This is a genomic window from Ruegeria sp. BHSA123, assembly GCF_059613425.1.
Genome location: NZ_JBXWSL010000005.1, coordinates 108,463 through 131,123, shown reverse-complemented (window position 1 = coordinate 131,123; position 22,661 = coordinate 108,463). Strand labels below are relative to the sequence as shown.

The window sequence follows — 22,661 nt, the reverse complement described above, 5'->3', positions numbered from 1 at the left end:
GATGCTGAAAATCCGAACACAATCCGAGTGGATTGCACGCGCGAATGACGTTCTGCCCGCCGGGGGGTTTGGCAACTTTGATCCCGAAATCATCATCGCCCGTGGTGAAGGCAGCCGAGTCTGGGACGAGGACGGCAACGAATATGTCGATTATCTGATCGGGTCGGGTCCGATGCTGCTGGGCCATGGCCACCCCGAGGTGATGGAAGCCGTATTGGAACAGCTGCCCAAGGGGATGACGTTTTTTGCAAACAACAGCAAGGGCATCGAACTGGCCGAAGCGATCATCGACGCCGTTCCCTGCTGCGAGCAGGTGCGCTTTGTCGCGTCGGGCGGCGAAGCCGACATGTATGCGATTCGCCTGGCGCGGGCTTATACCGGGCGCAGCAAGATCCTGAAGTTTGAAGGCGGTTATCACGGTATGAGCGCCGAGGCGCAGATGAGCCTTGCCCCAAGCCGCAGAGTCAATTTCCCGCAGGCAGTTCCCGACAGCGCCGGTATCCCCGACAGCGTGGCCGAGCAAATGCTGATCGCGCCCTTTAACGATCTGGAAGCCGTCGCTGCTTTGCTGGATGAAAATGACGACGTTGCCGCGATTATGGTCGAGCCTTTACAACGGATTATCCCGCCAATACCAGGATATTTGCAGGGCCTTCGAGCCCTGTGTGATCAACATGGTGTGCTGTTGATCTTTGATGAGATTGTCACCGGATTCCGGCTGGCTTATGGCGGGGCGCAGGAACGATACGGGGTCACACCGGATATCTGCACTTTGGGTAAGATCACGGGCGGTGGCTTCCCTCTGGCTGCGCTCGGTGCCAGCGTCGAGATCATGAAGCATTTCGATAAATCGAAGGTCGGGGAAGAAGGTTGGCTGATGCAGTTGGGGACCCTATCGGGGAATCCGGTCGCCTCGGCAGCTGGTCTGAAGACGATGGAGATTCTGCGGCGTGACGGCGCGTATGAGCGTTTGCGCGCAATTGGAAAACACTTGCAGCAGATTCAGTCGGACGCCTTGAATGAAGCGGGCATCGCGCATCGGATTTGCGGTGACGAGACTTTGTTTGACATCTATTTCACCAACGCTGAATGCCGTGATTATCGCAGTGCAAACCATGATGATCAACAGCGTAACGCCACTTACAATGCGGTGCTGCGCGCCCATGGAATCTTCAAGTCTCCGGGCAAGCTTTATCCGTCGCTGGCGATCACCGATGCGGATCTGGAACAGACCCGCCACGCTGTCCGTCACGCTGTTGATGCCATTTCCTGAAGGTTGGATGTATACAACGTAAACGGGTCGCCGTTGAATTCAACAGCGACCCGCTACCTTTGGAAGTCGGGGGTCAGCCTCGCCCCCTCGAATACTGATTAAATCACCGGCAATCTGAAAACTTTTCGATACTTTCGAGACTGACCCGACTTCCTCATCGGTATGTCACATTAATGCCTGAGATTCCTGGCAGCCACAGTGATCAAGTTCACACTGCCTCAATTTAATTTGATTTTTTCCAATCGAAAAAACCCGGACCCGCCTGTTCCAGCAGTTCCGCCGCCATCGCGCGGGCCATTTCCGGCCCGTCTTTGACAGCACCGGTCACATCTCTGTTCACGGTTTCCGATCCATCGGGGCGCAGGACTTCGCCGCGCAGCCTTAAGTTGTCTCCGTCCAGTTCTGCCAGACCGGCGATCGGAGTTTCGCAAGACCCGTCCAGCGCGGCCAGCAAGGTGCGTTCGGCGGCCAGCCGCCATCCTGTTTCCGCGTGATGAATCGCTTCAAGCATTTCAGCTGCGCGCATGTCGTTGCTGCGCCGTTCGATGCCAATGGTACCCTGTGCAATCGCGGGCAGCATGTCATCCGGAGAAATGGCGTTGGCTGGAACCTCGTCCATGTCCAGACGGCGAATGCCAGCCATGGCCAGAAAAGTGCAATCCGCGACCCCGGCTTCCAGTTTTTTCAGCCGCGTCTGCACGTTCCCGCGAAACTCGACCACTTTCAGATCCGGCCGCCGATTCAGCAGTTGTGCCCGGCGCCGCAAAGACGAGGTGCCCACAACGGCCCCTTCGGGCAGATCGTGGATTGAGTTAAGGCGCGGTGAGATGAAAGCGTCACGCACATCTTCGCGCGGGAGGAATGTGTCCAGAACCAGCCCTTCGGGCTGTTCAACAGGCATGTCTTTCGTTGAATGCACGGCGATATCGATTTCAGCGCGCAACATCGCCTCTTCGATTTCCTTGGTGAACAGGCCCTTGTTGCCGATTTCCTTCAGGGGACGATCCGCATCGATCATTGCGCGATTGTCGCCGGTTGTTTTGATCACGACGATTTCAAAGGCCGCTTCGGGCAGATCGAAAGCATCGCTCAGGCGTTGGCGGGTTTCATAGGCCTGAGCCAGAGCCAGCGGTGAACCACGGGTGCCAATTCTGAGGGGCGATGCGGGAGTGGGCAGGGTCAAAGTCATGTGCACAGCTTTAGTCGCGTCACATTGCCCTGACAATGGGGGCTGAGCTTGACAAATTGCCGCCGAAGGACGACCCGTTGCCAAAACCGGAAGATTGGGGGCGAATATGGCCGAGACAAAGAAGCTGCTGCGGGCGCTGGCGGGTGAAGTACAGGATGTGCCGCCAATCTGGATGATGCGCCAGGCGGGTCGGTATCTGCCGGAATACCGGGCCACCCGTGCCCAGGCCGGGGATTTTCTGTCTTTATGCTATAACCCGGAACTGGCCGCCGAAGTCACATTGCAGCCAATCCGGCGCTATGGGTTTGACGCTGCGATCCTGTTTGCCGATATCCTGCTGGTGCCGCAGGCGTTGGGTGCGGATCTGTGGTTTGTGACCGGCGAAGGCCCACGTTTGTCGACGATCACGCGGCAAGCCGAGTTTGAAGCGCTGAAGCCGGTGGACGCGATTCATGAGACATTGTCGCCCGTTTATGAAACGGTTCGGTTCCTGTCGCGAGAATTGCCGTCTGAGACCGCGCTGATCGGGTTTGCCGGCGCGCCCTGGACGGTCGCGACCTACATGATCGCCGGGCGTGGAACACCCGATCAGGGACCAGCTCACGCTCTGCGAGAGAGCGATACTGCTTTATTCGAGGCGCTTCTGGATCGCATCACGGAGGCAACAATTGAGTATCTGTCAGCTCAGATCGACGCTGGGGCCGAGGTGGTCAAGATTTTCGACAGCTGGGCGGGTTCCCTGAAAGGTGACGCGTTTCGCAAATACGCGGTGGAACCGTGTCGTGTGATTACACAGGCCATCAAGGAGCGTCACCCCGGCATCCCGGTGATCGGTTTCCCGCGCGAGGCGGGGGAGGGGTATGTCGGGTTTGCCAAGACGACGGGTGTGGATTGCGTCGCGCTGGACAATTCGGTGTCGCCCGATTGGGCCGCCAGACATGTACAGATTGATGGTTGTGTACAGGGAAACCTGGCCTCGTCGCATATGGTGACCGGTGGGCAGGCTCTGGTGGATGAGACGCGGCGGATTGTCGAGGCGTTCTCTAAGGGACCGCACATCTTCAACCTGGGACATGGGATCACGCCGGATGCCGATCCTGAGAATGTTCGGCTGATGATCGATACGGTACGCGGGCAGTAAGCAGGTTAAAGGGGGCCAGCCCCCTTCTTGGCCTGAGGCCAATCCACCCCCCGGGATATTTTGGGCCAGATGAAGTACGGATCAGCGCAGGCCGTCGAGCTCTGCGAGGATCTCATTAGTATGCTCGCCGCGCTTGGGGCTGGGTTTCGGGGTCCAGTCATGGCCTGAAAACCGTGGGGCGGCGGCGGCCTGGAACGTGCCGTCAAAATCCTGCCAGCTGTTGCGATGGCGGTTCATCGGGTGTGAGCGGGCTTCGTCCGGGCTGAGGACAGGAGCAACGCAGGCATCTGTTCCGCGAAACAGGGCCTCCCAATGGTCGCGCGGTTGACTGGCGAAGATGTCGGTTAGACGGCGTGAAAGCGAAGGCCACAGAACACGGTCGTATTGCCGCTGAAACTCGGTATCGTTTGTGAGGCCCAGTAAGTTCAGAAACTGCTTATAGAATTTTGGTTCGAGGCATTGCACGGAAATAAAGCCGCCGCAGGCGCAGGCGTAGGTGCTGCTCCAGTGGGGACCGTCCAACAGGCTTTGACCCCGGGTTTCAGACAGGTTGCCGGTTTGGCGCATTGTCATAAGCAGGTTCATCATATGGGCTGAGCCGTCATAGATTGCCGCATCAACGACAGTACCTGCGCCAGTTCGCTGTGCATTGATCAGCCCGGCCAGAATGCCCGCCACAAGATACATGGCCCCACCGCCGATATCACCTACCAACGTTGGCGGGGTCTGCGGTGCATGGCCGGGATGCGAAGCATACCAGAGCGCACCGGACAGGGCGATGTAATTCAGGTCATGCCCCGCCGTGTCGGCCAGCGGGCTATCCTGCCCCCAGCCCGTCATGCGCCCGTAGACCAGTTTTGGATTGCGGGTCAGGCAGACATCCGGGCCGAGCCCCAGTTTTTCCATCACACCGGGACGGAATCCTTCGATCAGCGTATCGGCTGTGTCGATTAGGCGAAGCGCGATATCCAAATCATTGGCGTCCTTCAGATCAAGTGCGATGGATCTTTTGCCGCGGTCCAGCAGGGAACGTTCCGGCATACCCGGTGTTGCGGCGCCCCCTTTGCGGTGGATTGTTATCACGTCAGCGCCCAGATCTGCCAGTAACATGGCACCAAACGGGCCGGGGCCCAGACCTTCGAGTTCGACAACACGTATTCCGTTCAGCATCAGGGCCCTCCGTTCCCGGCAGAGTTTGCTAGCTGGTGTCGGGATTGCAAGCCGGATGATTGCCGACGAGGACGGTCTTCCTTTTGGCAGTTGTTCATCACATGGTACGGAATGGGCCTGTTATCCCTGTGTTCGGGGCGATAGGGTCTGGGCCAGAACGGGGAGCGGATATGACGACCATTTTATCCATCAGAGATCTGCGCAAATCTTACACCGATGGGTTCGAGGCGCTGAAAGGTGTGTCTCTGGACATTGAAGAAGGCGAAATTCTTGCGCTTCTGGGGCCGAATGGGGCGGGGAAAACCACTCTGATCTCGACGATCTGCGGAATAACCACGCCAACATCCGGTGCGGTTTCAGTCGGCGGGCACGACATTCAGTCGGATTATCGCGCAGCGCGCAGGATGATCGGGCTTGTCCCGCAAGAGATCGCGCTGGAACCGTTTGAAAAGGTCTGGAACACAGTTCGGCTGTCACGCGGGTTGTTTGGGCTGGGCAAAGACAACGCCCGGATCGAGGACATTCTGCGCAAGCTCTCGCTATGGGACAAGCGCAAGAACCCCATCAAGGAGCTGTCGGGCGGCATGAAACGCCGCGTGCTGATCGCCAAGGCTCTGGCGCATGAACCACGTGTTTTGTTTCTGGATGAACCGACGGCAGGTGTGGATGTCGAGCTGCGCAAGGATATGTGGGAAATCGTGGCCGAGCTGAAACGGGACGGTGTCACCATCATTCTGACAACCCACTATATCGAAGAGGCCGAAGCCATCGCGGATCGCGTCGGCGTCATTGACAAGGGTGAGTTGCTTTTGGTGCAGGACAAAGACACGCTTATGGCGCAGATGGGCAAAAAGCAGATTGTCGTCATGCTGACCGAGCCAATCGCCAAGATTCCCGATGATTTGGCCAACCACAATCTGACCCTCAATGGCGCCGGGGATAGCCTGATCTATACCTACGATACCCATGCGGATCGCACAGGCATTACGACCCTTTTGAATGACGTGTCGCAGGCCGGGTTGGTGTTGCGCGATGTGCAGACACGGCAATCGAGCCTGGAGGAGATATTTGTCAATTTGGTATCCGGAGAGGCGGCATGAACTGGACCGCAATTGCTGCAATCTACCGGTTCGAAATGGCCCGCTTCTTTCGCACCCTGGCGCAAAGCTTCCTGTCGCCGGTTCTTTCCACTTCGCTGTATTTCGTGGTGTTTGGCACCGCCATCGGCAGTCGAATTCAGGAGGTCGAGGGCGTATCCTACGGCGCGTTCATCGTGCCGGGCTTGATCATGCTGTCTGTAGTGATGCTGTCGATCTCGAACGCGTCTTTCGGAATTTATTTTCCCAAGTTTCTGGGCACCATCTACGAGCTGTTGTCGGCACCGGTGAATTTTATAGAAATCGTGATTGGGTATGTCGGTGCGGCGGCCACCAAAGCACTGTTTGTGGGGTTGGTCATTCTGGCCACGTCGACCTTCTTCGTCGACATACGGATCGAACACCCCTTTGCCATGGCGGCGTTCTTGATCCTGTCATGTCTCAGCTTCTCGTTGCTGGGCTTTATCATCGGCATATGGGCCAGTAATTTTGAACAGATGTCACTGGTGCCGCAGCTTGTGGTTACGCCACTTATCTTCCTTGGTGGTACGTTTTATTCAATCTCGATGCTGCCGCCCTTGTGGCAGACGATCACGTTGTTCAATCCGGTCGTCTATCTGATTTCAGGGTTTCGCTGGTCGTTTTTCGGGCTTGCGGATGTGCCCATCGCCCTGAGTTTGCTGGCCATCATAGCCTTTACTGGGGTGTGTCTGGCGGTCATTGGCTGGATCTTCAAAACCGGCTGGCGCATTCGCAGCTAACCCGCGCCGGGGCGTTGCATTTTTGCCCGTCGAGTGTGCGAATCTGGTTCACGTCGCGTTCAAGGTTCGAAGAGTCCCTTGTTTACGGGTTGGTGGCACTCTACATCGGCACCCATGAAGCTCAGCCTGCCGTTCGTCAAAAATCACCCCTGTGTGGCCATCGTCCGCCTGTCCGGCGCCATTGGAATGGCCGGGCGCGGATCTTTGAACGACGCCACGCTGGCGCCGGTTCTCGAGAAAGCCTTTCGCAAGGGAAAACCTGCGGCCGTGGCGCTTGAGATCAATTCACCGGGCGGATCCCCTGTCCAAAGTTCAATGATCGGTGCGCGCATTCGGCGTTTGTCCGAAGAACTGGACGTGCCGGTCATCGCTTTTGTCGAAGACGTCGCTGCATCCGGTGGGTATTGGCTGGCCGCCGCAGCGGATGAGATCTGGGCCGATGACAGTTCCGTACTGGGATCGATCGGTGTGATCTCGGCTGGATTTGGTGCGCATGTCTTTCTGGCGCGGCAAGGGTTTGAGCGGCGGGTCCATACCGCCGGGAAATCGAAGTCCATGCTCGATCCGTTTTCACCGGAAAAGAAAGAGGACGTGGCCCGCCTGCAAGGGTTGTTGGGCGATATCCACGAGAATTTCATTGCGCATGTCAAAGATCGGCGCGGGGACAAGCTGAATCAGGAAGCTGATCTGTTCACGGGCGAGGTCTGGCTGGCGCGTCGCGCGCAGGAATTGGGGTTGATCGACGGCATCGCACATCTGAAGCCAAAGATGCAGGACCGTTTCGGCGACAAGGTCAAATTTCGCCGCTATGGCGTGAAAAAACCGGTCTGGACCCGGTTTGGGGCCAGCTTGGCGCAGGACGCCATCGCAGGGTTAGAGGAGCGGGCAGCCTACGCGCGTTTCGGTTTGTGACGTGATCGTAAAGGCTGTCACTCTTTTTCTGATCGCAATGGGCGTATTGGCAATGTTCGGCAAGTTGCGGTTTCCCGGGCAGAAAAGGCTAAGCTCGGCAAAATGTCCGCGATGCGGTCGGTACCGCATCGGAAAGGGCCCCTGTGCCTGTGAAAAAGGAGGCCGGGCTTGATCACCACGTGGCTGCTGTCTGGTCTTGGCCTGTTGATCCTGTTGCTGGCAGGCGATGCCTTGGTGCGGGGCGCAGTGAACCTGAGCCTGCGTTTGGGTGTCCCAGCCCTGATCGTCAGCCTTACGATTGTGGCCTTCGGCACGTCAGCGCCCGAGTTGCTGATTGCTATCAGCGCCGTCAAGGAACACGCACCGGGTATCGCGCTGGGCAATGTTGTCGGATCAAACACGGCCAATATCCTGTTGGTTCTTGGTCTTCCAGCGATGCTGGCAACGATCCATACCAGCGAATGCGACAGCCGTAGGAACTATGCCTTCATGCTGATGGCGACGGCCCTGTTCATAGGGTTGGCGTTTTGTGGAACATTCACCGTCGTCAGCGGCCTGATCCTGCTGGCGGCTTTGGGCCTGGTTCTGACGAATGCCTTTCGTGAAGCAAAGGCGCACCGCAAGGCCTGTGGCGAAGCCTGTGCGGATGATGACGATCTAGACGGCCTGGAAGAAGCCGATCCTGACATGCCTTACTGGAAGGTATCAGTTTACCTGATCCTCGGGCTTGTGGGTCTTCCGATGGGGGCGCACCTGCTGGTGGAAAATGCGACGGTCATCGCCCGGAACTATGGTGTCAGTGAAACGGTTATCGGTCTGACCTTGATTGCGGTCGGAACGTCATTGCCCGAATTGGCAACGACTGTCATGGCCGCTTTGCGCCGGCAGGCTGATGTGGCCCTAGGCAACGTGATTGGCTCAAACATGTTCAATCTTCTGGCCATTATCGGGATCGCAACCTGGTTCGGGCGTATCCCGGTCGATCCCGGTTTCCTGCATTTTGACCTTTGGGTCATGTTGGGCGCATCACTGCTTCTGGTTCCCTTTGTTGTCTTCAAGCAGGATATCTCTCGCGTTTGGGGTCTGGTGCTGACCCTCCTTTATGCGCTTTATGTCACTGTATTGCTGGTGTGATCTGACGAAACGAGGTGAAGCATGACCCGAGCTTTAGTGACCGGTGCCGGTATTCGTCTGGGTCGGGCCATGGCGCTTTATCTGGCGGGTCGTGGATATGATGTCGCCGTTCATTATGCGTCCTCAGAACGCCCCGCGCACGAGACCGTGGCGGAGGTACAGGCATTGGATCGACGGTCGGTGGCATTGCAGGCCGATCTGCTGGACGAGGCACAGGTGCAGGACCTGCTGCCCAAAGCAGCCGAGGCTCTGGGTGGGCCGATCACCTGTCTGGTAAACAACGCATCGATCTTTGAATATGACAGCGTTCACACAGCGACCCGCCAAAGCTGGGACCGCCATCTCGACAGCAATCTGCGCGCACCGTTCGTTTTGACCCAAGCCATGGCCGGGCAGGGGCTGGTCCCAGATACAGACGAAAACGGTGAACCCCTTGCGACCGGTCTGATCATCAACATGGTGGACATGCGCGTACGCAAGCTGACACCCGAGTTCATGTCTTACACCATCGCCAAAATGGGGTTATGGACGCTGACCCGTACCTCGGCACAGGCGCTGTCCCCGGCAATCCGAGTCAATGCCATTGGGCCCGGACCGACGGTACAGGGGCATCGTCAAAGCGCCGAGCATTTCCAGGCGCAAAGATCGAATACGGTTCTGGAACGCGGGTCAAATCCATCGGATATCACCGCCGCCATGGGGTATTTTCTGGATGCGCACGCGGTAACGGGACAACTTATTTGCGTGGATGGCGGTCAGCACCTTGGGTGGAAAACGCCGGATGTTCTGGGAGTTGAATAAGCAATATCGCTGCAAGTTTTGCACCGCGCACGTTTGTGTTACCCGCGTGTTACAAAAATGTCTTTTTTTTCATACACTTGCTAGATGTGTGAAAAAATATTGTTAAAAATCAATATCTTGAAAATGTGCCTATTTTTTGTGCATGTTAATGAAGTGGTAATGAAACAAGGGAAATTCTATGGCTGTGAAAACTTATCTTCACACTTATCCACAGGAATCGTGGATTTGTTTTCTCTTGATCTGAGGCCCGCAAGATTGCAGCCAGTAAAAGAGAATCATATCGGAATCCCATGACTACCCACAGTGAATCGTCCCTGACCGGTTATGCCTGCATTCAGCGCTACGCAAAGACGCTGGACAGCTCACCCGGGGTGTACCGGATGCTGGATGCCGACAGTCGGGTTTTATACGTGGGTAAGGCGCGAAACCTGAAGGCGCGGGTGTCGAACTATACAAGGCCGGGTCATTCGGGCCGGATCGAGAAGATGATCGCTTCGACCGCTTCGATGATGTTTCTGACCACAAGAACTGAAACCGAGGCGCTGCTGCTGGAGCAGAACCTGATCAAGCAGCTTAAACCGAAATACAATGTGCTGCTGCGGGACGACAAAAGCTTTCCGAATATCCTGGTCGCCAAGGATCATGAGTTTCCGCAGATCAAGAAACACCGTGGGGCCAAGAAGGAGAAGGGCGCCTATTTCGGACCATTTGCCAGCGCGGGTGCTGTAAACCGCACATTGAACCAGCTGCAAAAGGCATTCCTGCTGCGCAACTGTTCGGATTCCATGTTCGACAGCCGCACGCGGCCCTGTCTGCTTTATCAGATCAAACGGTGCTCGGGGCCCTGTGTCGGTTTGATTTCGGAACAGGATTACAGTGAAAGCGTGAAGGATGCAGAACGTTTCCTGTCGGGGCGCTCGACCAAGGTTCAGGAGGAACTGGCCGAACAGATGATGGCTGCGTCCGAGGCCATGGAGTTCGAACGCGCCGCCGGTCTGCGCGACCGTATCCGGGCGCTGACGCAGGTACAGACCGCACAAGGCATCAACCCTCGTGGTGTGACCGAAGCAGATGTGATCGGCCTTTATATGGACAGCGGGCAAGCCTGTGTTCAGGTATTCTTCATCCGTGCCAACCAGAACTGGGGCAACAAGGATTTTTACCCGCGTGTAGGACCAGATGTATCTCCGGCCGAGGTGATGGAAGCTTTCCTTGGCCAGTTCTACGACAACAAGGAACCACCACGGCAGTTGATTTTGTCGGACGGGATCGAAAACGCCGATCTGATGCAGGAAGCTTTGACGGAAAAAGCCGGTCGTAAGATCGAGCTTCTCGTGCCGCAGCGCGGGGAAAAACAGGAACTGGTTGCAGGTGCATTGCGCAATGCGCGAGAGTCTCTGGCCCGGCGCATGTCGGAAAGCGCGACACAGGCCAAGTTGTTGCGCGGTGTGGCCGAAGCATTTGATCTGGACGGCCCGCCCGGTCGGATCGAGGTCTACGACAACTCTCACATTCAGGGTACCAACGCTGTTGGCGGCATGATCGTGGCAGGGCCCGACGGGTTCATGAAGAACGCCTATCGCAAGTTCAACATTCGTGGCGATGACCTGACCCCGGGTGACGATTTCGGCATGATGAAAGAGGTTCTGAACCGTCGCTTCACCCGCCTGCAAAAAGAAGACCCGGATCGGGATAAGGGGCTTTGGCCCGACCTGCTGCTGATCGATGGCGGTGCCGGGCAGGTCAGCGCTGTGCACGAGATCATGCAGGCTCACGGGGTCGAAGACATTCCGATGGTCGGTGTTGCCAAAGGGGTCGACCGTGACCACGGCAAGGAAGAGTTTCACCGGATCGGCCAGCGCCCCTTTGCCCTAAAACGCAACGATCCGGTCTTGTACTTTATTCAACGGCTAAGGGACGAGGCGCACCGTTTTGCCATTGGCACCCACCGTGCGAAACGCGCCAAGGCTGTTGGTGCCACGCCGCTGGATGAAATTCCGGGCGTCGGGGCTGCACGCAAGCGCGCCTTGCTGACTCACTTCGGCAGCGCCAAAGCGGTAAGCCGGGCCAATCTGGCAGACCTGAAAGCGGTCGAGGGAATCTCGGCCGGGTTGGCTCAGAAAGTCTATGATTTCTTCCACGACAAGGGTTAGACCTGTCGCCCCCGCCACAGGATATAGAGGCCCGAAGCCACAATAAGCGCGCTGCCGACCCACATAGTACGGTCCAGGCTTTCGCCGAACAGGGCGATACCCAACCCGATACCGAACAGCAGTCGCGTATAGCGGAACGGGGTCACGGCAGACACTTCACCCGTGCGCATTGCGTTCATGAGCGCGGCATAGGCCATGACGCCCATCAGAACCGCGCCCGTCAGATGCAGGCTGGTGTGCAGGCTAACCGGTGCCACGGGCGCGCCTTCCCACATCCGATAGGCAAGGCCCGCGACGATAATGCTGAGGAAACCATAAAACCCCAGTACTTCGGTTCCAAGGGTCGCAGGGGCCGCGCGGCTGGCCAGATCACGCCCTGCGAACCCTAACATACCCAGCACGGCCAGCATCGACAGTAGTGAAAAACTGTCCCCGGTCGGTTGCAGAATAATGACGACTCCGATCATACCGACAAAAATCGCGCTCCATCGCCGCCAACCAACCGCTTCACCAAAGAATAACGCCGCGCCTGCGACCACAACCAAAGGCGTTGCTTGCAAGATCACGGTGGCCGAGGACAAGGGCGTCAACGCGATGGCGAGCACATAGAACAGCCGACCAAAGACTTCGAACAGCACCCGAACTTTCATCGGGCGGGACAGAACGTCTGGGTGTATCAGACGTTTTCCACGAGCCGACGCCAGCGCGGCAAAGATTACGGACCCGCCAGTCCCGAACAGAACCAGAACCTGCCAGATCGGAAGCGCGGTCGATGCTGCTTTCAGCAACGCATCCTCCAACGCAAAGCCCGCCATTGCGGCCACCATCCACAGGCTGCCGATCATGTTCGACCGGGCGTCGGTTTGAATATGCGCTGTCATCCTGTACGTTCCGCTTTGCAGTCGACGGGCAATCTGACTGCAAAGACGTGAAACGCCAAGTGCACGAGGCGCAAAGCGTCGGACCTGCGGCGCTTTGACCAAGCTGTTGTGAGTGATGTAGTTTTTTACCGGTTTGTCTTTTCTGTCTTGAACCGGCGATATAGGGTCCAAGCCATGAAGTGGAATTTGCCCAATATCCTGACGGTTCTACGCCTGCTGGCTGCGCCCGGTCTGGCCGTTATGTTTTTGTACTTCACGCGGCCCTATGCGGACTGGTTCGCTTTGATCCTGTTCCTGTCGGCGGCGATCACCGATTGGTTTGATGGCTATCTGGCCCGTGCGTGGAAACAGGAAACCAAGATGGGTGCGATGCTGGACCCTATTGCCGACAAGGCAATGGTGGTGATCGCGCTGATGATTCTGGTTGGCTATTCGACCGAACACTGGACGCCATGGCTCGTGCTACCCGCCACCGTAATCTTGTTCCGCGAGGTATTTGTCTCGGGTCTGCGCGAATATCTGGGCGATGTTGCGGGGACGCTGAAGGTTACAAAGCTGGCTAAGTGGAAAACAACAGCGCAGATGATCGCCATTGCCGTGCTGTTTTCGCAGGGTATCTTTGAACACTATGCCGTGATGGCGAGTTTCGGCATGGACGCTGCGCTGGTAGAACAGGTCATCGCGGGCCAGGTTGAAGATGTGAACCACCTGCGCTGGAACATCCATGGCATGTTTTGGGCGGGCAAGATCGGGCTGTGGTTGCTGTGGATTGCGGCGACGCTGACATTGATCACCGGCTATGATTACCTACGTAAAGCCATGCCACATCTGAAGGAGATCTAAGGGATGGATGTGCTGTATTTTGCATGGGTTCGCGAGCGTATCGGCTTGCCAAAGGAAAAGGTCGAGACGCAGGCAGTCACAGTCAATGACCTGGTGGCCGAGTTGAGCGCGCGGGAAGATCGCTATGCCGCGGCATTTGCCGATTTGTCCGCCCTGCGCGTTGCACTGGATCAGGAGTTGTCGGATTTCGACGCCTCGCTGTCGGGCGTTCGGGAAGTGGCATTTTTTCCACCAATGACAGGCGGCTGACCCATGCGGATCGCTGTTCAGCAGGAAGCATTCGATCTGGGGGCCGAGGCCAATGCTTTTGCCGCCGGGGATGATGCCAACGGAGCCATTGTCACCTTCACTGGCGTTGTGCGCGACTTGGCAAGCGGTGATCTGGACGTGATGGAGATTGAATACTATCCGGGTATGACGGAACGGGCCCTGACCAAGATTGCCCGGGAAGCCAAGGAGCGGTGGTCATTGGGTGACGTCCTGGTGATTCACCGTCATGGCCGACTGGCCCCGGGGGACAGGATCATGATGGTGGCCACCGCTGCGCCGCATCGTAAAGATGCGTTTGAGGCAGCGGAATACTTGATGGATTATCTGAAGTCTCGCGCACCCTTCTGGAAGAAGGAAATCACCCACTCTGGTGCGGAATGGGTCGCAGCCAAAGACGAAGACGAAGACGCGCTGACCCGGTGGTAGTACTTAGCGACCGTTTATTCTTGCAAACTTCGGCGACGGCGCAAGGTCGTGCGCTTAATCCGCGTTGTTGATCCGTCCGCGCAGTTCTTCGGCCTCCTGACGCGCGGCCCGCAGGCCATCCATCGCGGCTGCCAGCTCGGCCTCTGTCTGGGTTAGCTGGTTCGTCAATTCGGCCTCACGTTGCTGCAAATAGGTGATGGCCTGATCGCGTGTTTCCTCGGCCTCGTGCAACTCCTGACTCATCCGGTCCAGATCAGCGACATCGCTTTGACTTACGCGGGACAGGCGGTGCGCCAGCCAGTTGGCAAACCAGCCCATGCAGAAGGCCGCGAACAGGATAATGGCAGTGACAATGACGAATTCTGTTCTGTTCAACTTACTGGTCCCCTGCATCCGCATCAGGTGCGGTCGTGTCGGTTTGGTCCTCTGTGGATGTCGCAGCCTCGGTCTCAAGCGCTTCAAGCCCTGTTTTGGTACTTGCAACAGGCTCAGGGCGGATCAGACGGAACTCGATCCGGCGGTTTTCTTCCCGGCCCTCTTCTGTGTCGTTGTCAGCGATGGGTTGCGTTTCCCCATATCCCACAGCGGTGTAGCTGCTGGTAGGAATGCGCCGCCCGCGCAATTCGTTCAGGATGGATTGTGCCCGCGCCTGGCTGAGTTGTTGGTTCATCTCTTCACGGCCCTGACTGTCTGTGTGGCCCTGAATCTCCATACGGATCGGACCGCAGTCGCGCAGGATATCCGCAATCTGGTTCACCACATCGCGCGAGTCTGATGCAATCGTGGCCGATCCGGGCTCAAAGGCGATCTTACCGGTGGCCTGAATTTCGGCGATCTGGGTCTCGCAGATTTCCGGGTCGGGCAGAGCGTCCTCGGGTTCCGGTGGGGGCTGATACGTTATGGTCAAGGTGTATTCCTGCCCCTCGCCCAGCTTGTCGGATAGTTGACCTGCGATGCGAGCCTTGGCGTCTTCTTCGTGGCTGAGGCCGATCAGTTCGACCGTATCGGGTGTAACGGTCAATACGCCGTTGTGGAGCTGACCCAAAGCCTCCAGACCGGCCAAAACACGTACTGGCCAGTCCGCCGGAAGATCCGAAACGATGCGGGTGGCGGTATACACCTGATCGGACCCAAAGGCCGCGCGCGCGTAGCTGTCGACCATGTCGCGCAGAGTTTCATCACCCAGCCGTCCGCGCAATTGCACCAGCCCTTCAGGGCTGCGGGTGGCCGAGAACTCGACCGGGCCGTTTGCGTTCGTTGTTTCAGGCTCTGGCAAAACGGCGTGCAGTGCGAAAACCGCAGGCAGCTCGGTTTCAAGCTCGCCCACAACCCGGTCGAACACCGTAGGATCGGTGCCCTCGGCAGCAATCAGGGTAATGTCTGCGTCGGAAATGGTGACCGAACCCTGGCCGATCCTGAACAGCGCCTGAATGCTTTTCTCGGCTGCTTCTGGCCAGCGTGGCGATGGTTCGCCCAAGGCGACGGTGCAGGAATAAGACCCCGTCAACCCCGCGTTTTTCGCGGCGGCCACGATACGGTCACGTGCCTTCTCATCCTGGGCGGAACAGGCGTCAAAATGCCCACCTCCTTCGTCGATCAGGTAACGCAAAGTAAAAGGCGTGACGACCGGGCGAGGTGCTGAAATTGCCAGCCCAACCCGCAGGCTGGGCGGTGCCGTACGGGTCAGGTCGCGTTCCAGTTTTTGTTTTTCTTGCTGACTGTTGGCAATTGCCGTGATCCTGACCAAATCCGGGTTGGCGGAAATTTTGGCGCGGGGCAGGTGGGTTAGGGCCTCTAACGCGTAAGAAATTGCGGCATCCCATCCTTTGGGCTTTGGATAATCCGCTGTTTCCATCAGGTCCGACACGGCAACGGATCTGTCCAGATTGCCCAGCCGTTGGATCAGCTTGTCCCTGTTCTCACTGGCCGGGATCAGACCAATCACCGAGATTCCACTGTCATTGCGCAGGATTTCTACCGAAAAGCGCGGTGCTGCGAGGGCAGAAGTTGCGATAACCTCCATTTCATCGATTACGCGAGATGTATCAACTTCGGTTCCCGCGGCGGTCAGAGCGTTAAAGCGGGTCGCCTCATCTGGCGCTGTACCGGTCAGGACCACCCGCAAACCATCGGCCTCGACCTCGGCCCAATCATGTCCTTTTAGGTCCAGCGAGCGCCGTACAGCCAGTTCTGATGATTCTTCGATCTCGGTAACGGCATAGCTGGCTGCCAGAAGCGACAGGCCTGCTGATACGAGAAAGATCAGGGAAACAGCGATAAAATACGGCAGACGCATGTTTGGGTTTGGCACTCCTCAGGCGTTTGCGCCGATCTTTACAGGCCCCGTACAGCGGGTGCAATCAGAGCAGCAAGGCGACGCAGAGGAAGATCAGCGGAATAAAGCCGGTATCGCGGTTGGCCCGAAACAGCAGCAGTAGTTTGGCGTTGTCTTCGGTATCTAGCCCGCGCAATTGCCACATCATGTGCCAGCCCATGGCCCAGGGACCGCAAAGCGCGATCCCCAACGCCAGAATCGACGCGTCAGGCACCCCGGCATCAATAATGGCCAGCCCCATCAGCGATACTGTTGCGACCAGAAAATACTTCAGCCATTTCGCCGTGTCGGTGCCGAACAGGCGCGCGGTGGATTTGATGCCGACCAGTTCATCATCCTCGGTATCCTGATGTGCATAGATCGTGTCATAGAACAGGGTCCACGCGATGCCGGACAGGTACAGTGTGACAGCAGGCCAGCCGAGCGACCCGCTATGCGCCGTCCAGGCCAGCAATGCGCCCCAGTTGAAGGCCAGACCCAGAAAAACCTGAGGCCACCAGGTAAACCGCTTGGCAAACGGATAAACGGTCACCGGCAGCAAAGATAACACACCCATGGCAATGGCCGCCTGATTGAAGCTGAGCAGAATGCCAAGCGCCAGAAGACTTTGCAGGATCATCCAGGCCGCAGCTTGCCGGACACTGACTTGCCCCGACGGTATCGGGCGTGATCGTGTGCGTTCAACCTGTGCGTCGAATTCCCGGTCTGTAATGTCATTCCACGTGCAACCGGCACCTCGCATCAAAAAGGCTCCGAATGCGCAGCCTAGGGCAATCCACAGATCTTCCCAACGCGGTTGGCCGTCATGCAGGATGGCCAGCGCCAGCCCCCACCAACATGGAAGCAGCAACAGCCATGTGCCGATGGGCCGGTCCGCGCGGCTGAGGCGCAGATACGGACGGGCAAAGGCTGGGGCATGGGTGTCGACCCAATTGCCGGTGACGGCATCGGCGACTTGACCATCTGGTGTTGGGGCATTGCCTTGCATATGTAGGTCTCATGAGTGCGAAAATCAGACTGTATGTAGAGCAGCCCTTGGGTCAGGGGCAATCGGTTCCTTTGACACGCGATCAGGCGCACTATCTGTTTGGCGTCATGCGACTGCCGGTTGGCGGAGCAGTGGCGCTATTTAACGGCAAAGATGGAGAGTGGCTAGCCGAGGTGGCTGAGTCCGGAAAACGTGGCGGCGCTCTGACCTGTATCAGGCAGACCAAACCTTTGCAGCTGCCCCCCGATCTGTGGTTCCTGTTTGCGCCGATCAAAAAGGCGCGCACCGATTTCATTGTTGAAAAAGCCGCTGAAATGGGCGCGGCTCGCATCCTGCCAGTTCAGACCGAATTCACCAACGCAGACCGTATCCGGCAAGACCGGCTTCAGGCTCATGCAATCGAAGCCGCTGAACAATGCGGAGGAACCTACGTGCCCGAAGTGGCAGACCTTCAGCGGCTGGACCGTGTGCTGAAGACCTGGCCTGAAGGTCGGCAGTTGATGTTCTGCAACGAAGCCGAGGTCGGCTCGGCCTTGCGGCTGGCAGCGAATGAAAAAGGGCGCCCCTGGGCTATTCTCATCGGCCCGGAAGGCGGGTTTTCCAACGCTGAGCGCGCACGGTTGTCGGCTTTACCCTATGCGCATGTGGTCAGTCTTGGCCCGCGTATTCTGCGGGCGGATACAGCGGCGGTGGCCGCGTTGACCATGTGGCAGCAGGCATTGGGGGATTGGACTTAAGGAATCGGTATGGATAAAAATTATCATGATTGGCTTGTTTCGGAAGGGTATGCCGAAAACACCTGTATCGCCCAGATTCATCGTGTGCAGAAAGTGGAAGAGCACTATGGTTCATTAGATGATGCCTTTAACGCTGGAAAGCTGCAGGACGTTGTTTTAGGCTTGAATTATTCCACCGCAGACGAGCGCAGCGGTCGAAAGAACCCTTCTCGAATTCCAATAAACGGCAATTTGCGAAATGGACTTCAGTCTTACAAAAACGCGGTTCAGCGTTACGCTCGATTTCGGCGCGAAGCTAGTTCGCAAAACAAAGAGGCACCCGCGAACGATCCTGCCGCCCCAATAGAAGCTCTGACCTCTGAGCGCCAGAGATTTGCGCTCGAGCGGGATATGCAGTCTGCCCTGCGACGAGAGATTTCTTTGTTAGATGGAAGCCTGTCAATCATTGATGATGGCGCCGAACGCGCAGTAGTCTCTGGTTTTATTGATATTTTGTGTCGAGATGTAGAAGGCGGCTTAGTAGTTATTGAGTTGAAAGCGGGAAGGACGGACCCAAAGGTTGTGGCTCAGATCTTGGGCTATATGGGCGATCTTTTGGAAGAAGGTGAGGATGAGTCAATCCGGGGCATCATTGTCGCCCACGACTTCGACAAACGCACAGTATCGGCTGCAAAGGCCGTGCCAAACCTGAAGCTTGTTCGCTATGCGGTGTCATTTTCGTTTGAGGCGATGGCATGAGTTTCATCCGACCCGAAGCAAAACTGGCGCTTTGGCGTTGGCGTGAGGTTCTGGTCGCGGCTTTTATCCTGATCCTTGGTCTGAGCTGGATCAGCGGGCCGGGTGGGCTGTTGGCCTGGGTAGGCTGGTTTCTGATTGTCGTGTCAGCGGCTTTGGCTGTGATCGGCATACAGCGCGCGCGTTTCAGAACAGGCGCGGGCGGGCAAGGTGTCGTGACGATTGATGAAGGTCAGATCACTTATCTGGGCCCCTTGGATGGCGGCATCGTCGCGTCCCGCGAAATTGAGCGTCTGGCCCTTGACCCGACCTCCGACCCCGCACATTGGGTTCTGGATCAGCCGGGCCAACCTGCGCTTCACATTCCTGTGAATGCGGAAGGAGCCGAGGCGTTGTTCGACGTATTCTCAAACCTGCCGGGCCTCAAAACCGAGCAAATGCTGTCGGAACTCAACGGCAAATCGCGGCATCCGGTCGTTATCTGGGAACGCACACCGTCGCGTCCGGCGCATTTGCCGTTGCATTGACACTGGCGCCATTTACGACCACCACTTGACCTTCAAAACAGACACAGCAGGATCGGAGCACGGTTCATGTCCATCCCTCAGTCCGGCGGCGGTCCGATCGAACGCCATGAACAACTGGCCGAATATCTGGAATCGGGTTGCAAACCCAAGCAAGATTGGCGCATCGGCACCGAGCATGAGAAATTCGGCTATTGCAAGGACACGCTGAAACCTCTGCCTTTTGAAGGAAAGCGATCCATTGTCGCCGTGTTGGAGGGGTTGCGGGATCGCCACGGCTGGGGAGAGGTCCGTGAATCCGGTCATCTGATCGGTCTGGAAAAGGACGGCGCAAATGTCAGCCTTGAACCGGGTGGCGCGCTGGAGCTGTCGGGCGCCCCTCTGGAGACGATCCATGAAACCTGCGATGAGGTGAACACTCACCTGCGCGAGGTGAAGGATATCGCCGATGAGATCGGCGTTGGATTCATCGGCCTGGGCGCGGCGCCGATCTGGACGCATGACCAGATGCCGCTGATGCCCAAGGGGCGGTATCGGCTGATGAACGATTATATGGAAAAAGTCGGCACCATGGGCCGCGCCATGATGCGGCGGACGTGTACCGTTCAGGTCAATATCGACTTCGGGTCCGAGGACGACATGGTACAGAAACTGCGCGTGGCGCTGGCGTTGCAGCCGGTGGCGACGGCGCTGTTTGCCAATTCTCCGTTCTTCGAAGGCAAGGTGAACGGCCAGAAAAGCTGGCGCAGCCATATCTGGCGACATCTGGACGATGCGCGCACGGGCATGTTGCCCTTCGTGTTCGAGGATGGCTTTGGATTCGAACGCTATGTCCAATACGCGCTCGATGTGCCGATGTATTTCGTCTACCGCGACGGGCAGTACATCAACGCGCTGGGCATGTCGTTTCGCGATTTCCTCAAGGGTGAATTGCCTGCATTGCCGGGGGAAACGCCGACCCTGTCGGATTGGGCCGATCACCTGACGACGGCCTTTCCCGAGGCGCGGATCAAGAAGTTCATGGAGATGCGCGGCGCGGATGGTGGCCCTTGGCGACGACTTTGCGCCTTGCCGGCCTTCTGGGTTGGGCTGACCTATGACCAAACCGCGCTGAATGCGGCGTGGGATCTGGTCAAGGGCTGGGATGCTGAAACGCGCGAGGGGCTGCGTGTTGCAGCGGCCAAAGACGGTCTTCAGGCGCAGGTTGGCAACGTCAACATGCATGATCTGGCGCGTGAAGTCGTGGCAATTTCCGAGGCGGGCCTGAAAGCCCGTGCGCGCCCTGGTGCTGGTGGGCTGGTCCCGGATGAGACGCATTTCCTGAACGCGCTGAAGGAAAGCATCGACACCGGCAAGGTTCCCGCAGATGAGTTGCTGGAACACTACAATGGCGACTGGAATGGAGACCTGACCCGGATTTATCCCGAATACAGCTATTGATGCGCACCGTCCCGCTTGCATTCGCGGGGCGGGGCCGATAGCAGGTTCTCGACCAAATTCAGAGGGCCGTCATGGACGATCTTAAGGCAAAGTATCTGGGCCAAATCGCCGAGGCAGGCGACGAAAACGCGCTTGAGGCGATCCGTGTCGCGGCTGTTGGCAAAAAAGGCGAGGTCGCGTTGAAGATGCGCGAGCTGGGCAAGATGACGCCCGAGGAACGTCAGGTCGCAGGCCCGGCGCTGAATGCCCTGAAGGATGAGATTAACTCGGCGCTGTCCGCCAAAAAAGCCGCGCTGGCCGATGTTGCACTGGATGAGCGCCTGCGGACCGAATGGCTGGACGTCACCCTGCCGACCCGCCCGCGCCGTCAGGGGTCAATCCACCCGATCAGCCAGGCGACCGAGGAACTGACCGCGATCTTTGCTGAACTGGGCTTCTCGGTGGCCGAAGGGCCGCGTGTTGAAGACGACTGGTACAATTTCGACGCGCTGAACATCCCCGGTCACCACCCCGCACGGGCCGAGATGGACACGTTCTATATGCACCGCGCCGAGGGTGATAACCGCCCGCCGCACGTGCTGCGCACCCATACCTCGCCGGTACAGATCCGGTCGATGGAAAAGCAGGGTGCACCGATACGCGTCATCTGTCCGGGCGGCGTGTACCGCGCCGATTACGACCAGACCCACACGCCGATGTTCCATCAGGTCGAAGGGCTGGCCATCGACAAGGACATCTCGATGGCAAACCTGAAATGGGTTTTGGAAGAGTTCGTTAAGGCGTTCTTCGAGGTCGACGATGTCGAACTGCGCTTCCGCGCCTCGCATTTCCCCTTCACCGAGCCATCGGCCGAGGTTGATATCCGCTGTTCGTGGGATAACGGCCAGCTGAAGATCGGCGAGGGCGACGACTGGATGGAAATCCTTGGTTCCGGCATGGTCCACCCCAAGGTGATCGCCGCTGGTGGGATCGACCCGGACGTCTATCAGGGCTTTGCCTTTGGGATTGGGATCGACCGTCTGGCGATGCTGAAATACGGTATTCCGGATTTGCGGGCGTTCTTTGACAGCGACCTGCGCTGGCTGCGCCACTACGGGTTTGCAGCGCTGGATATGCCGAACCTGCATGGTGGGTTGAGTAGGTGACATTAGGGCAGTTTTTTCTTGGCCTAGTAGCGATTTTCGTCGCAACGATTGTTTATCGGTGGCAGAAGAACATTGATCGCAACACAAAGCTCCAAGAAGAACTCAGGCGTTCATATACAAACTACGTCGAGTCTTGTGCTGAGTTTCACCAGAGGGCCAGCACCCTTATGGACTATGAGCGAAACGAGGTGTTCATTGCTAGGTGTCAACGGGACCTATTGGGGATGGAAATCGCCGGGGCTCCGTCTGATGTGCTGCTTGAAGCCAAAGCAATGCTAGCCTTTTTGATTAGGTTGGACGCTCAACGGCGATCTGTATTGAACAAAGAGAATCCTGAGCAGACTGATATAGACATCTTGTCTGATCTTGGTTCTTCATATCAAACTTCAGAGAAGAAGTTTGTTGAAGCAGTCAAACTAGATATCAAACGACACGTCGGATTTTCGTTTCTTGTCGGTGCAGCAAATCGATCTCGTCTGTCGGCTTATGTAAAGGAAACGCGTTGAAGGTTTCTAGAGCGCGAAGCAAAGGCCGACAGGCCGCCGCGCTATCGCCAGACCGCCCGCACGGGCTGGCGATTTGTCCCCGACAGTACAACGCTCGAACAGCGCGCGGATTTGGCCAGCATAAACTGCCCACCACAACCCAAGGATCGCCATCCCGCGGTCTGGCCATAGCGCGGCTTGGTGTTTTGACCTGATGTAGG

23 protein-coding genes are annotated in these 22,661 nt (G+C 57.5%); 17 read left to right on the top strand and 6 right to left on the bottom strand.

The genetic code is table 11. The annotated features are described in order from the left end of the window. Position 1: 1 nt before the first annotated feature. Entirely contained in the window at positions 2 to 1,273 is a 1,272-nt protein-coding gene (locus AC2FNC_RS04480) for an aspartate aminotransferase family protein (protein ID WP_480474913.1), read from the top strand. Positions 1,274 to 1,496: 223 nt separating this feature from the next. Here AC2FNC_RS04480 and hemC read toward each other — a convergent pair whose 3' ends face one another. Then, a complete protein-coding gene (gene hemC, locus AC2FNC_RS04475) occupies positions 1,497 to 2,462 on the bottom strand; it encodes a hydroxymethylbilane synthase (RefSeq protein ID WP_480554268.1) in 966 nt (321 codons plus the stop codon). Between the two features lie 106 nt (positions 2,463 to 2,568). Between hemC and hemE the strand changes: the two genes are divergently transcribed. After that, positions 2,569 to 3,603, top strand: a complete 1,035-nt coding sequence (gene hemE / locus AC2FNC_RS04470) for a uroporphyrinogen decarboxylase (RefSeq protein ID WP_496714700.1) — start codon at positions 2,569 to 2,571, stop codon at positions 3,601 to 3,603. Between the two features lie 81 nt (positions 3,604 to 3,684). Here the strand turns inward: hemE and AC2FNC_RS04465 are convergent, their stop codons facing one another. Further along, positions 3,685 to 4,773 (bottom strand): CaiB/BaiF CoA transferase family protein, encoded by a 1,089-nt coding sequence (locus AC2FNC_RS04465; RefSeq protein WP_496714699.1) that lies wholly within the window; start codon positions 4,771 to 4,773, stop codon positions 3,685 to 3,687. Between the two features lie 170 nt (positions 4,774 to 4,943). On the opposite strand from AC2FNC_RS04465, the gene AC2FNC_RS04460 reads away from it, so the two are divergent. From AC2FNC_RS04460 to uvrC, 6 genes are all read left to right on the top strand, one after another. Beyond that, positions 4,944 to 5,873 carry an ABC transporter ATP-binding protein gene (locus AC2FNC_RS04460; RefSeq protein WP_496714698.1) on the top strand — a complete coding sequence of 310 codons (930 nt, stop codon included), beginning with the start codon at positions 4,944 to 4,946 and terminating at the stop codon, positions 5,871 to 5,873. Then, entirely contained in the window at positions 5,870 to 6,631 is a 762-nt protein-coding gene (locus AC2FNC_RS04455) for an ABC transporter permease (protein WP_209598717.1), read from the top strand. The genes AC2FNC_RS04460 and AC2FNC_RS04455 overlap by 4 nt, the downstream gene beginning before the upstream one ends. 114 nt (positions 6,632 to 6,745) lie before the next feature. Then, positions 6,746 to 7,543 carry a S49 family peptidase gene (locus tag AC2FNC_RS04450; protein WP_496714697.1) on the top strand — a complete coding sequence of 266 codons (798 nt, stop codon included), beginning with the start codon at positions 6,746 to 6,748 and terminating at the stop codon, positions 7,541 to 7,543. 171 nt (positions 7,544 to 7,714) lie between these two features. Continuing rightward, entirely contained in the window at positions 7,715 to 8,677 is a 963-nt protein-coding gene (locus AC2FNC_RS04445) for a calcium/sodium antiporter (RefSeq protein ID WP_480518634.1), read from the top strand. 21 nt (positions 8,678 to 8,698) lie between these two features. Further along, on the top strand, positions 8,699 to 9,478 hold the full coding sequence (locus AC2FNC_RS04440) for an SDR family oxidoreductase (RefSeq protein WP_496714696.1): 780 nt from the start codon (positions 8,699 to 8,701) through the stop codon (positions 9,476 to 9,478). A gap of 290 nt (positions 9,479 to 9,768) precedes the next feature. Beyond that, positions 9,769 to 11,631 (top strand): excinuclease ABC subunit UvrC, encoded by a 1,863-nt coding sequence (gene uvrC / locus AC2FNC_RS04435; protein WP_480554262.1) that lies wholly within the window; start codon positions 9,769 to 9,771, stop codon positions 11,629 to 11,631. On the opposite strand, the gene AC2FNC_RS04430 is transcribed toward uvrC, so the two are convergent. Next, entirely contained in the window at positions 11,628 to 12,512 is an 885-nt protein-coding gene (locus AC2FNC_RS04430; RefSeq protein WP_480518322.1) for a DMT family transporter, read from the bottom strand. The genes uvrC and AC2FNC_RS04430 overlap by 4 nt on opposite strands. Positions 12,513 to 12,686: 174 nt before the next feature. Here AC2FNC_RS04430 and pgsA point away from each other — a divergent pair, with 174 nt between their 5' ends. The 3 genes from pgsA to AC2FNC_RS04415 are packed head-to-tail and all read left to right on the top strand — an operon-like array spanning position 12,687 to position 14,051. Next, a complete protein-coding gene (pgsA, locus tag AC2FNC_RS04425; protein ID WP_496714695.1) occupies positions 12,687 to 13,355 on the top strand; it encodes a CDP-diacylglycerol--glycerol-3-phosphate 3-phosphatidyltransferase in 669 nt (222 codons plus the stop codon). Positions 13,356 to 13,358: 3 nt separating this feature from the next. Beyond that, positions 13,359 to 13,604, top strand: coding sequence for a molybdopterin converting factor subunit 1 (gene moaD / locus AC2FNC_RS04420; protein WP_480474923.1), 246 nt, complete (start codon positions 13,359 to 13,361; stop codon positions 13,602 to 13,604). A 3-nt stretch (positions 13,605 to 13,607) separates the two neighbouring features. Beyond that, positions 13,608 to 14,051, top strand: a complete 444-nt coding sequence (locus tag AC2FNC_RS04415; RefSeq protein ID WP_480474924.1) for a molybdenum cofactor biosynthesis protein MoaE — start codon at positions 13,608 to 13,610, stop codon at positions 14,049 to 14,051. A 54-nt stretch (positions 14,052 to 14,105) separates the two neighbouring features. Here AC2FNC_RS04415 and AC2FNC_RS04410 read toward each other — a convergent pair whose 3' ends face one another. The 3 genes from AC2FNC_RS04410 to ubiA all read right to left on the bottom strand — a co-directional run bounded on the left by AC2FNC_RS04410 (position 14,106) and on the right by ubiA (position 17,374). Next, positions 14,106 to 14,426 (bottom strand): hypothetical protein, encoded by a 321-nt coding sequence (locus AC2FNC_RS04410; protein WP_267365430.1) that lies wholly within the window; start codon positions 14,424 to 14,426, stop codon positions 14,106 to 14,108. A gap of 1 nt (position 14,427) precedes the next feature. After that, positions 14,428 to 16,347 (bottom strand): OmpA family protein, encoded by a 1,920-nt coding sequence (locus AC2FNC_RS04405; RefSeq protein WP_496714694.1) that lies wholly within the window; start codon positions 16,345 to 16,347, stop codon positions 14,428 to 14,430. A gap of 64 nt (positions 16,348 to 16,411) precedes the next feature. After that, positions 16,412 to 17,374, bottom strand: coding sequence for a 4-hydroxybenzoate octaprenyltransferase (gene ubiA / locus AC2FNC_RS04400; protein ID WP_209598711.1), 963 nt, complete (start codon positions 17,372 to 17,374; stop codon positions 16,412 to 16,414). An 11-nt stretch (positions 17,375 to 17,385) separates the two neighbouring features. Between ubiA and AC2FNC_RS04395 the strand changes: the two genes are divergently transcribed. From AC2FNC_RS04395 to AC2FNC_RS04370, 6 genes are all read left to right on the top strand, one after another. Next, positions 17,386 to 18,111 carry a 16S rRNA (uracil(1498)-N(3))-methyltransferase gene (locus tag AC2FNC_RS04395; protein ID WP_496714693.1) on the top strand — a complete coding sequence of 242 codons (726 nt, stop codon included), beginning with the start codon at positions 17,386 to 17,388 and terminating at the stop codon, positions 18,109 to 18,111. A 9-nt stretch (positions 18,112 to 18,120) separates the two neighbouring features. Next, complete coding sequence (locus tag AC2FNC_RS04390) at positions 18,121 to 18,849, top strand: endonuclease NucS domain-containing protein (protein ID WP_480518330.1); 729 nt, start codon at positions 18,121 to 18,123, stop codon at positions 18,847 to 18,849. Then, positions 18,846 to 19,373 carry a hypothetical protein gene (locus AC2FNC_RS04385; protein ID WP_496714692.1) on the top strand — a complete coding sequence of 176 codons (528 nt, stop codon included), beginning with the start codon at positions 18,846 to 18,848 and terminating at the stop codon, positions 19,371 to 19,373. Before AC2FNC_RS04390 ends, AC2FNC_RS04385 begins: the two co-directional genes overlap by 4 nt. A gap of 66 nt (positions 19,374 to 19,439) precedes the next feature. After that, positions 19,440 to 20,810 carry a glutamate--cysteine ligase gene (locus AC2FNC_RS04380; RefSeq protein ID WP_496714691.1) on the top strand — a complete coding sequence of 457 codons (1,371 nt, stop codon included), beginning with the start codon at positions 19,440 to 19,442 and terminating at the stop codon, positions 20,808 to 20,810. Between the two features lie 71 nt (positions 20,811 to 20,881). Continuing rightward, positions 20,882 to 21,955 (top strand): phenylalanine--tRNA ligase subunit alpha, encoded by a 1,074-nt coding sequence (pheS, locus tag AC2FNC_RS04375; RefSeq protein WP_496714690.1) that lies wholly within the window; start codon positions 20,882 to 20,884, stop codon positions 21,953 to 21,955. A gap of 224 nt (positions 21,956 to 22,179) precedes the next feature. Beyond that, positions 22,180 to 22,461, top strand: a complete 282-nt coding sequence (locus AC2FNC_RS04370; RefSeq protein WP_496714689.1) for a hypothetical protein — start codon at positions 22,180 to 22,182, stop codon at positions 22,459 to 22,461. The last annotated feature ends 200 nt before the right edge of the window (positions 22,462 to 22,661 follow it).

Excerpts from the sequence above, each read along its gene's own strand:
- AC2FNC_RS04480 (WP_480474913.1), top strand. The coding sequence starts at position 2 with ATGCTGAAAATCCGAACACAATCCGAGTGGATTGCACGCGCGAATGAC.
- hemC (WP_480554268.1), bottom strand. The coding sequence starts at position 2,462 with ATGACTTTGACCCTGCCCACTCCCGCATCGCCCCTCAGAATTGGCACC.
- hemE (WP_496714700.1), top strand. The coding sequence starts at position 2,569 with ATGGCCGAGACAAAGAAGCTGCTGCGGGCGCTGGCGGGTGAAGTACAG.
- AC2FNC_RS04465 (WP_496714699.1), bottom strand. The coding sequence starts at position 4,773 with ATGCTGAACGGAATACGTGTTGTCGAACTCGAAGGTCTGGGCCCCGGC.
- AC2FNC_RS04460 (WP_496714698.1), top strand. The coding sequence starts at position 4,944 with ATGACGACCATTTTATCCATCAGAGATCTGCGCAAATCTTACACCGAT.
- AC2FNC_RS04455 (WP_209598717.1), top strand. The coding sequence starts at position 5,870 with ATGAACTGGACCGCAATTGCTGCAATCTACCGGTTCGAAATGGCCCGC.
- AC2FNC_RS04450 (WP_496714697.1), top strand. The coding sequence starts at position 6,746 with ATGAAGCTCAGCCTGCCGTTCGTCAAAAATCACCCCTGTGTGGCCATC.
- AC2FNC_RS04440 (WP_496714696.1), top strand. The coding sequence starts at position 8,699 with ATGACCCGAGCTTTAGTGACCGGTGCCGGTATTCGTCTGGGTCGGGCC.
- uvrC (WP_480554262.1), top strand. The coding sequence starts at position 9,769 with ATGACTACCCACAGTGAATCGTCCCTGACCGGTTATGCCTGCATTCAG.
- AC2FNC_RS04430 (WP_480518322.1), bottom strand. The coding sequence starts at position 12,512 with ATGACAGCGCATATTCAAACCGACGCCCGGTCGAACATGATCGGCAGC.
- pgsA (WP_496714695.1), top strand. The coding sequence starts at position 12,687 with ATGAAGTGGAATTTGCCCAATATCCTGACGGTTCTACGCCTGCTGGCT.
- moaD (WP_480474923.1), top strand. The coding sequence starts at position 13,359 with ATGGATGTGCTGTATTTTGCATGGGTTCGCGAGCGTATCGGCTTGCCA.
- AC2FNC_RS04415 (WP_480474924.1), top strand. The coding sequence starts at position 13,608 with ATGCGGATCGCTGTTCAGCAGGAAGCATTCGATCTGGGGGCCGAGGCC.
- AC2FNC_RS04405 (WP_496714694.1), bottom strand. The coding sequence starts at position 16,347 with ATGCGTCTGCCGTATTTTATCGCTGTTTCCCTGATCTTTCTCGTATCA.
- ubiA (WP_209598711.1), bottom strand. The coding sequence starts at position 17,374 with ATGCAAGGCAATGCCCCAACACCAGATGGTCAAGTCGCCGATGCCGTC.
- AC2FNC_RS04395 (WP_496714693.1), top strand. The coding sequence starts at position 17,386 with ATGAGTGCGAAAATCAGACTGTATGTAGAGCAGCCCTTGGGTCAGGGG.
- AC2FNC_RS04390 (WP_480518330.1), top strand. The coding sequence starts at position 18,121 with ATGGATAAAAATTATCATGATTGGCTTGTTTCGGAAGGGTATGCCGAA.
- AC2FNC_RS04385 (WP_496714692.1), top strand. The coding sequence starts at position 18,846 with ATGAGTTTCATCCGACCCGAAGCAAAACTGGCGCTTTGGCGTTGGCGT.
- AC2FNC_RS04380 (WP_496714691.1), top strand. The coding sequence starts at position 19,440 with ATGTCCATCCCTCAGTCCGGCGGCGGTCCGATCGAACGCCATGAACAA.
- pheS (WP_496714690.1), top strand. The coding sequence starts at position 20,882 with ATGGACGATCTTAAGGCAAAGTATCTGGGCCAAATCGCCGAGGCAGGC.
- AC2FNC_RS04370 (WP_496714689.1), top strand. The coding sequence starts at position 22,180 with ATGGAAATCGCCGGGGCTCCGTCTGATGTGCTGCTTGAAGCCAAAGCA.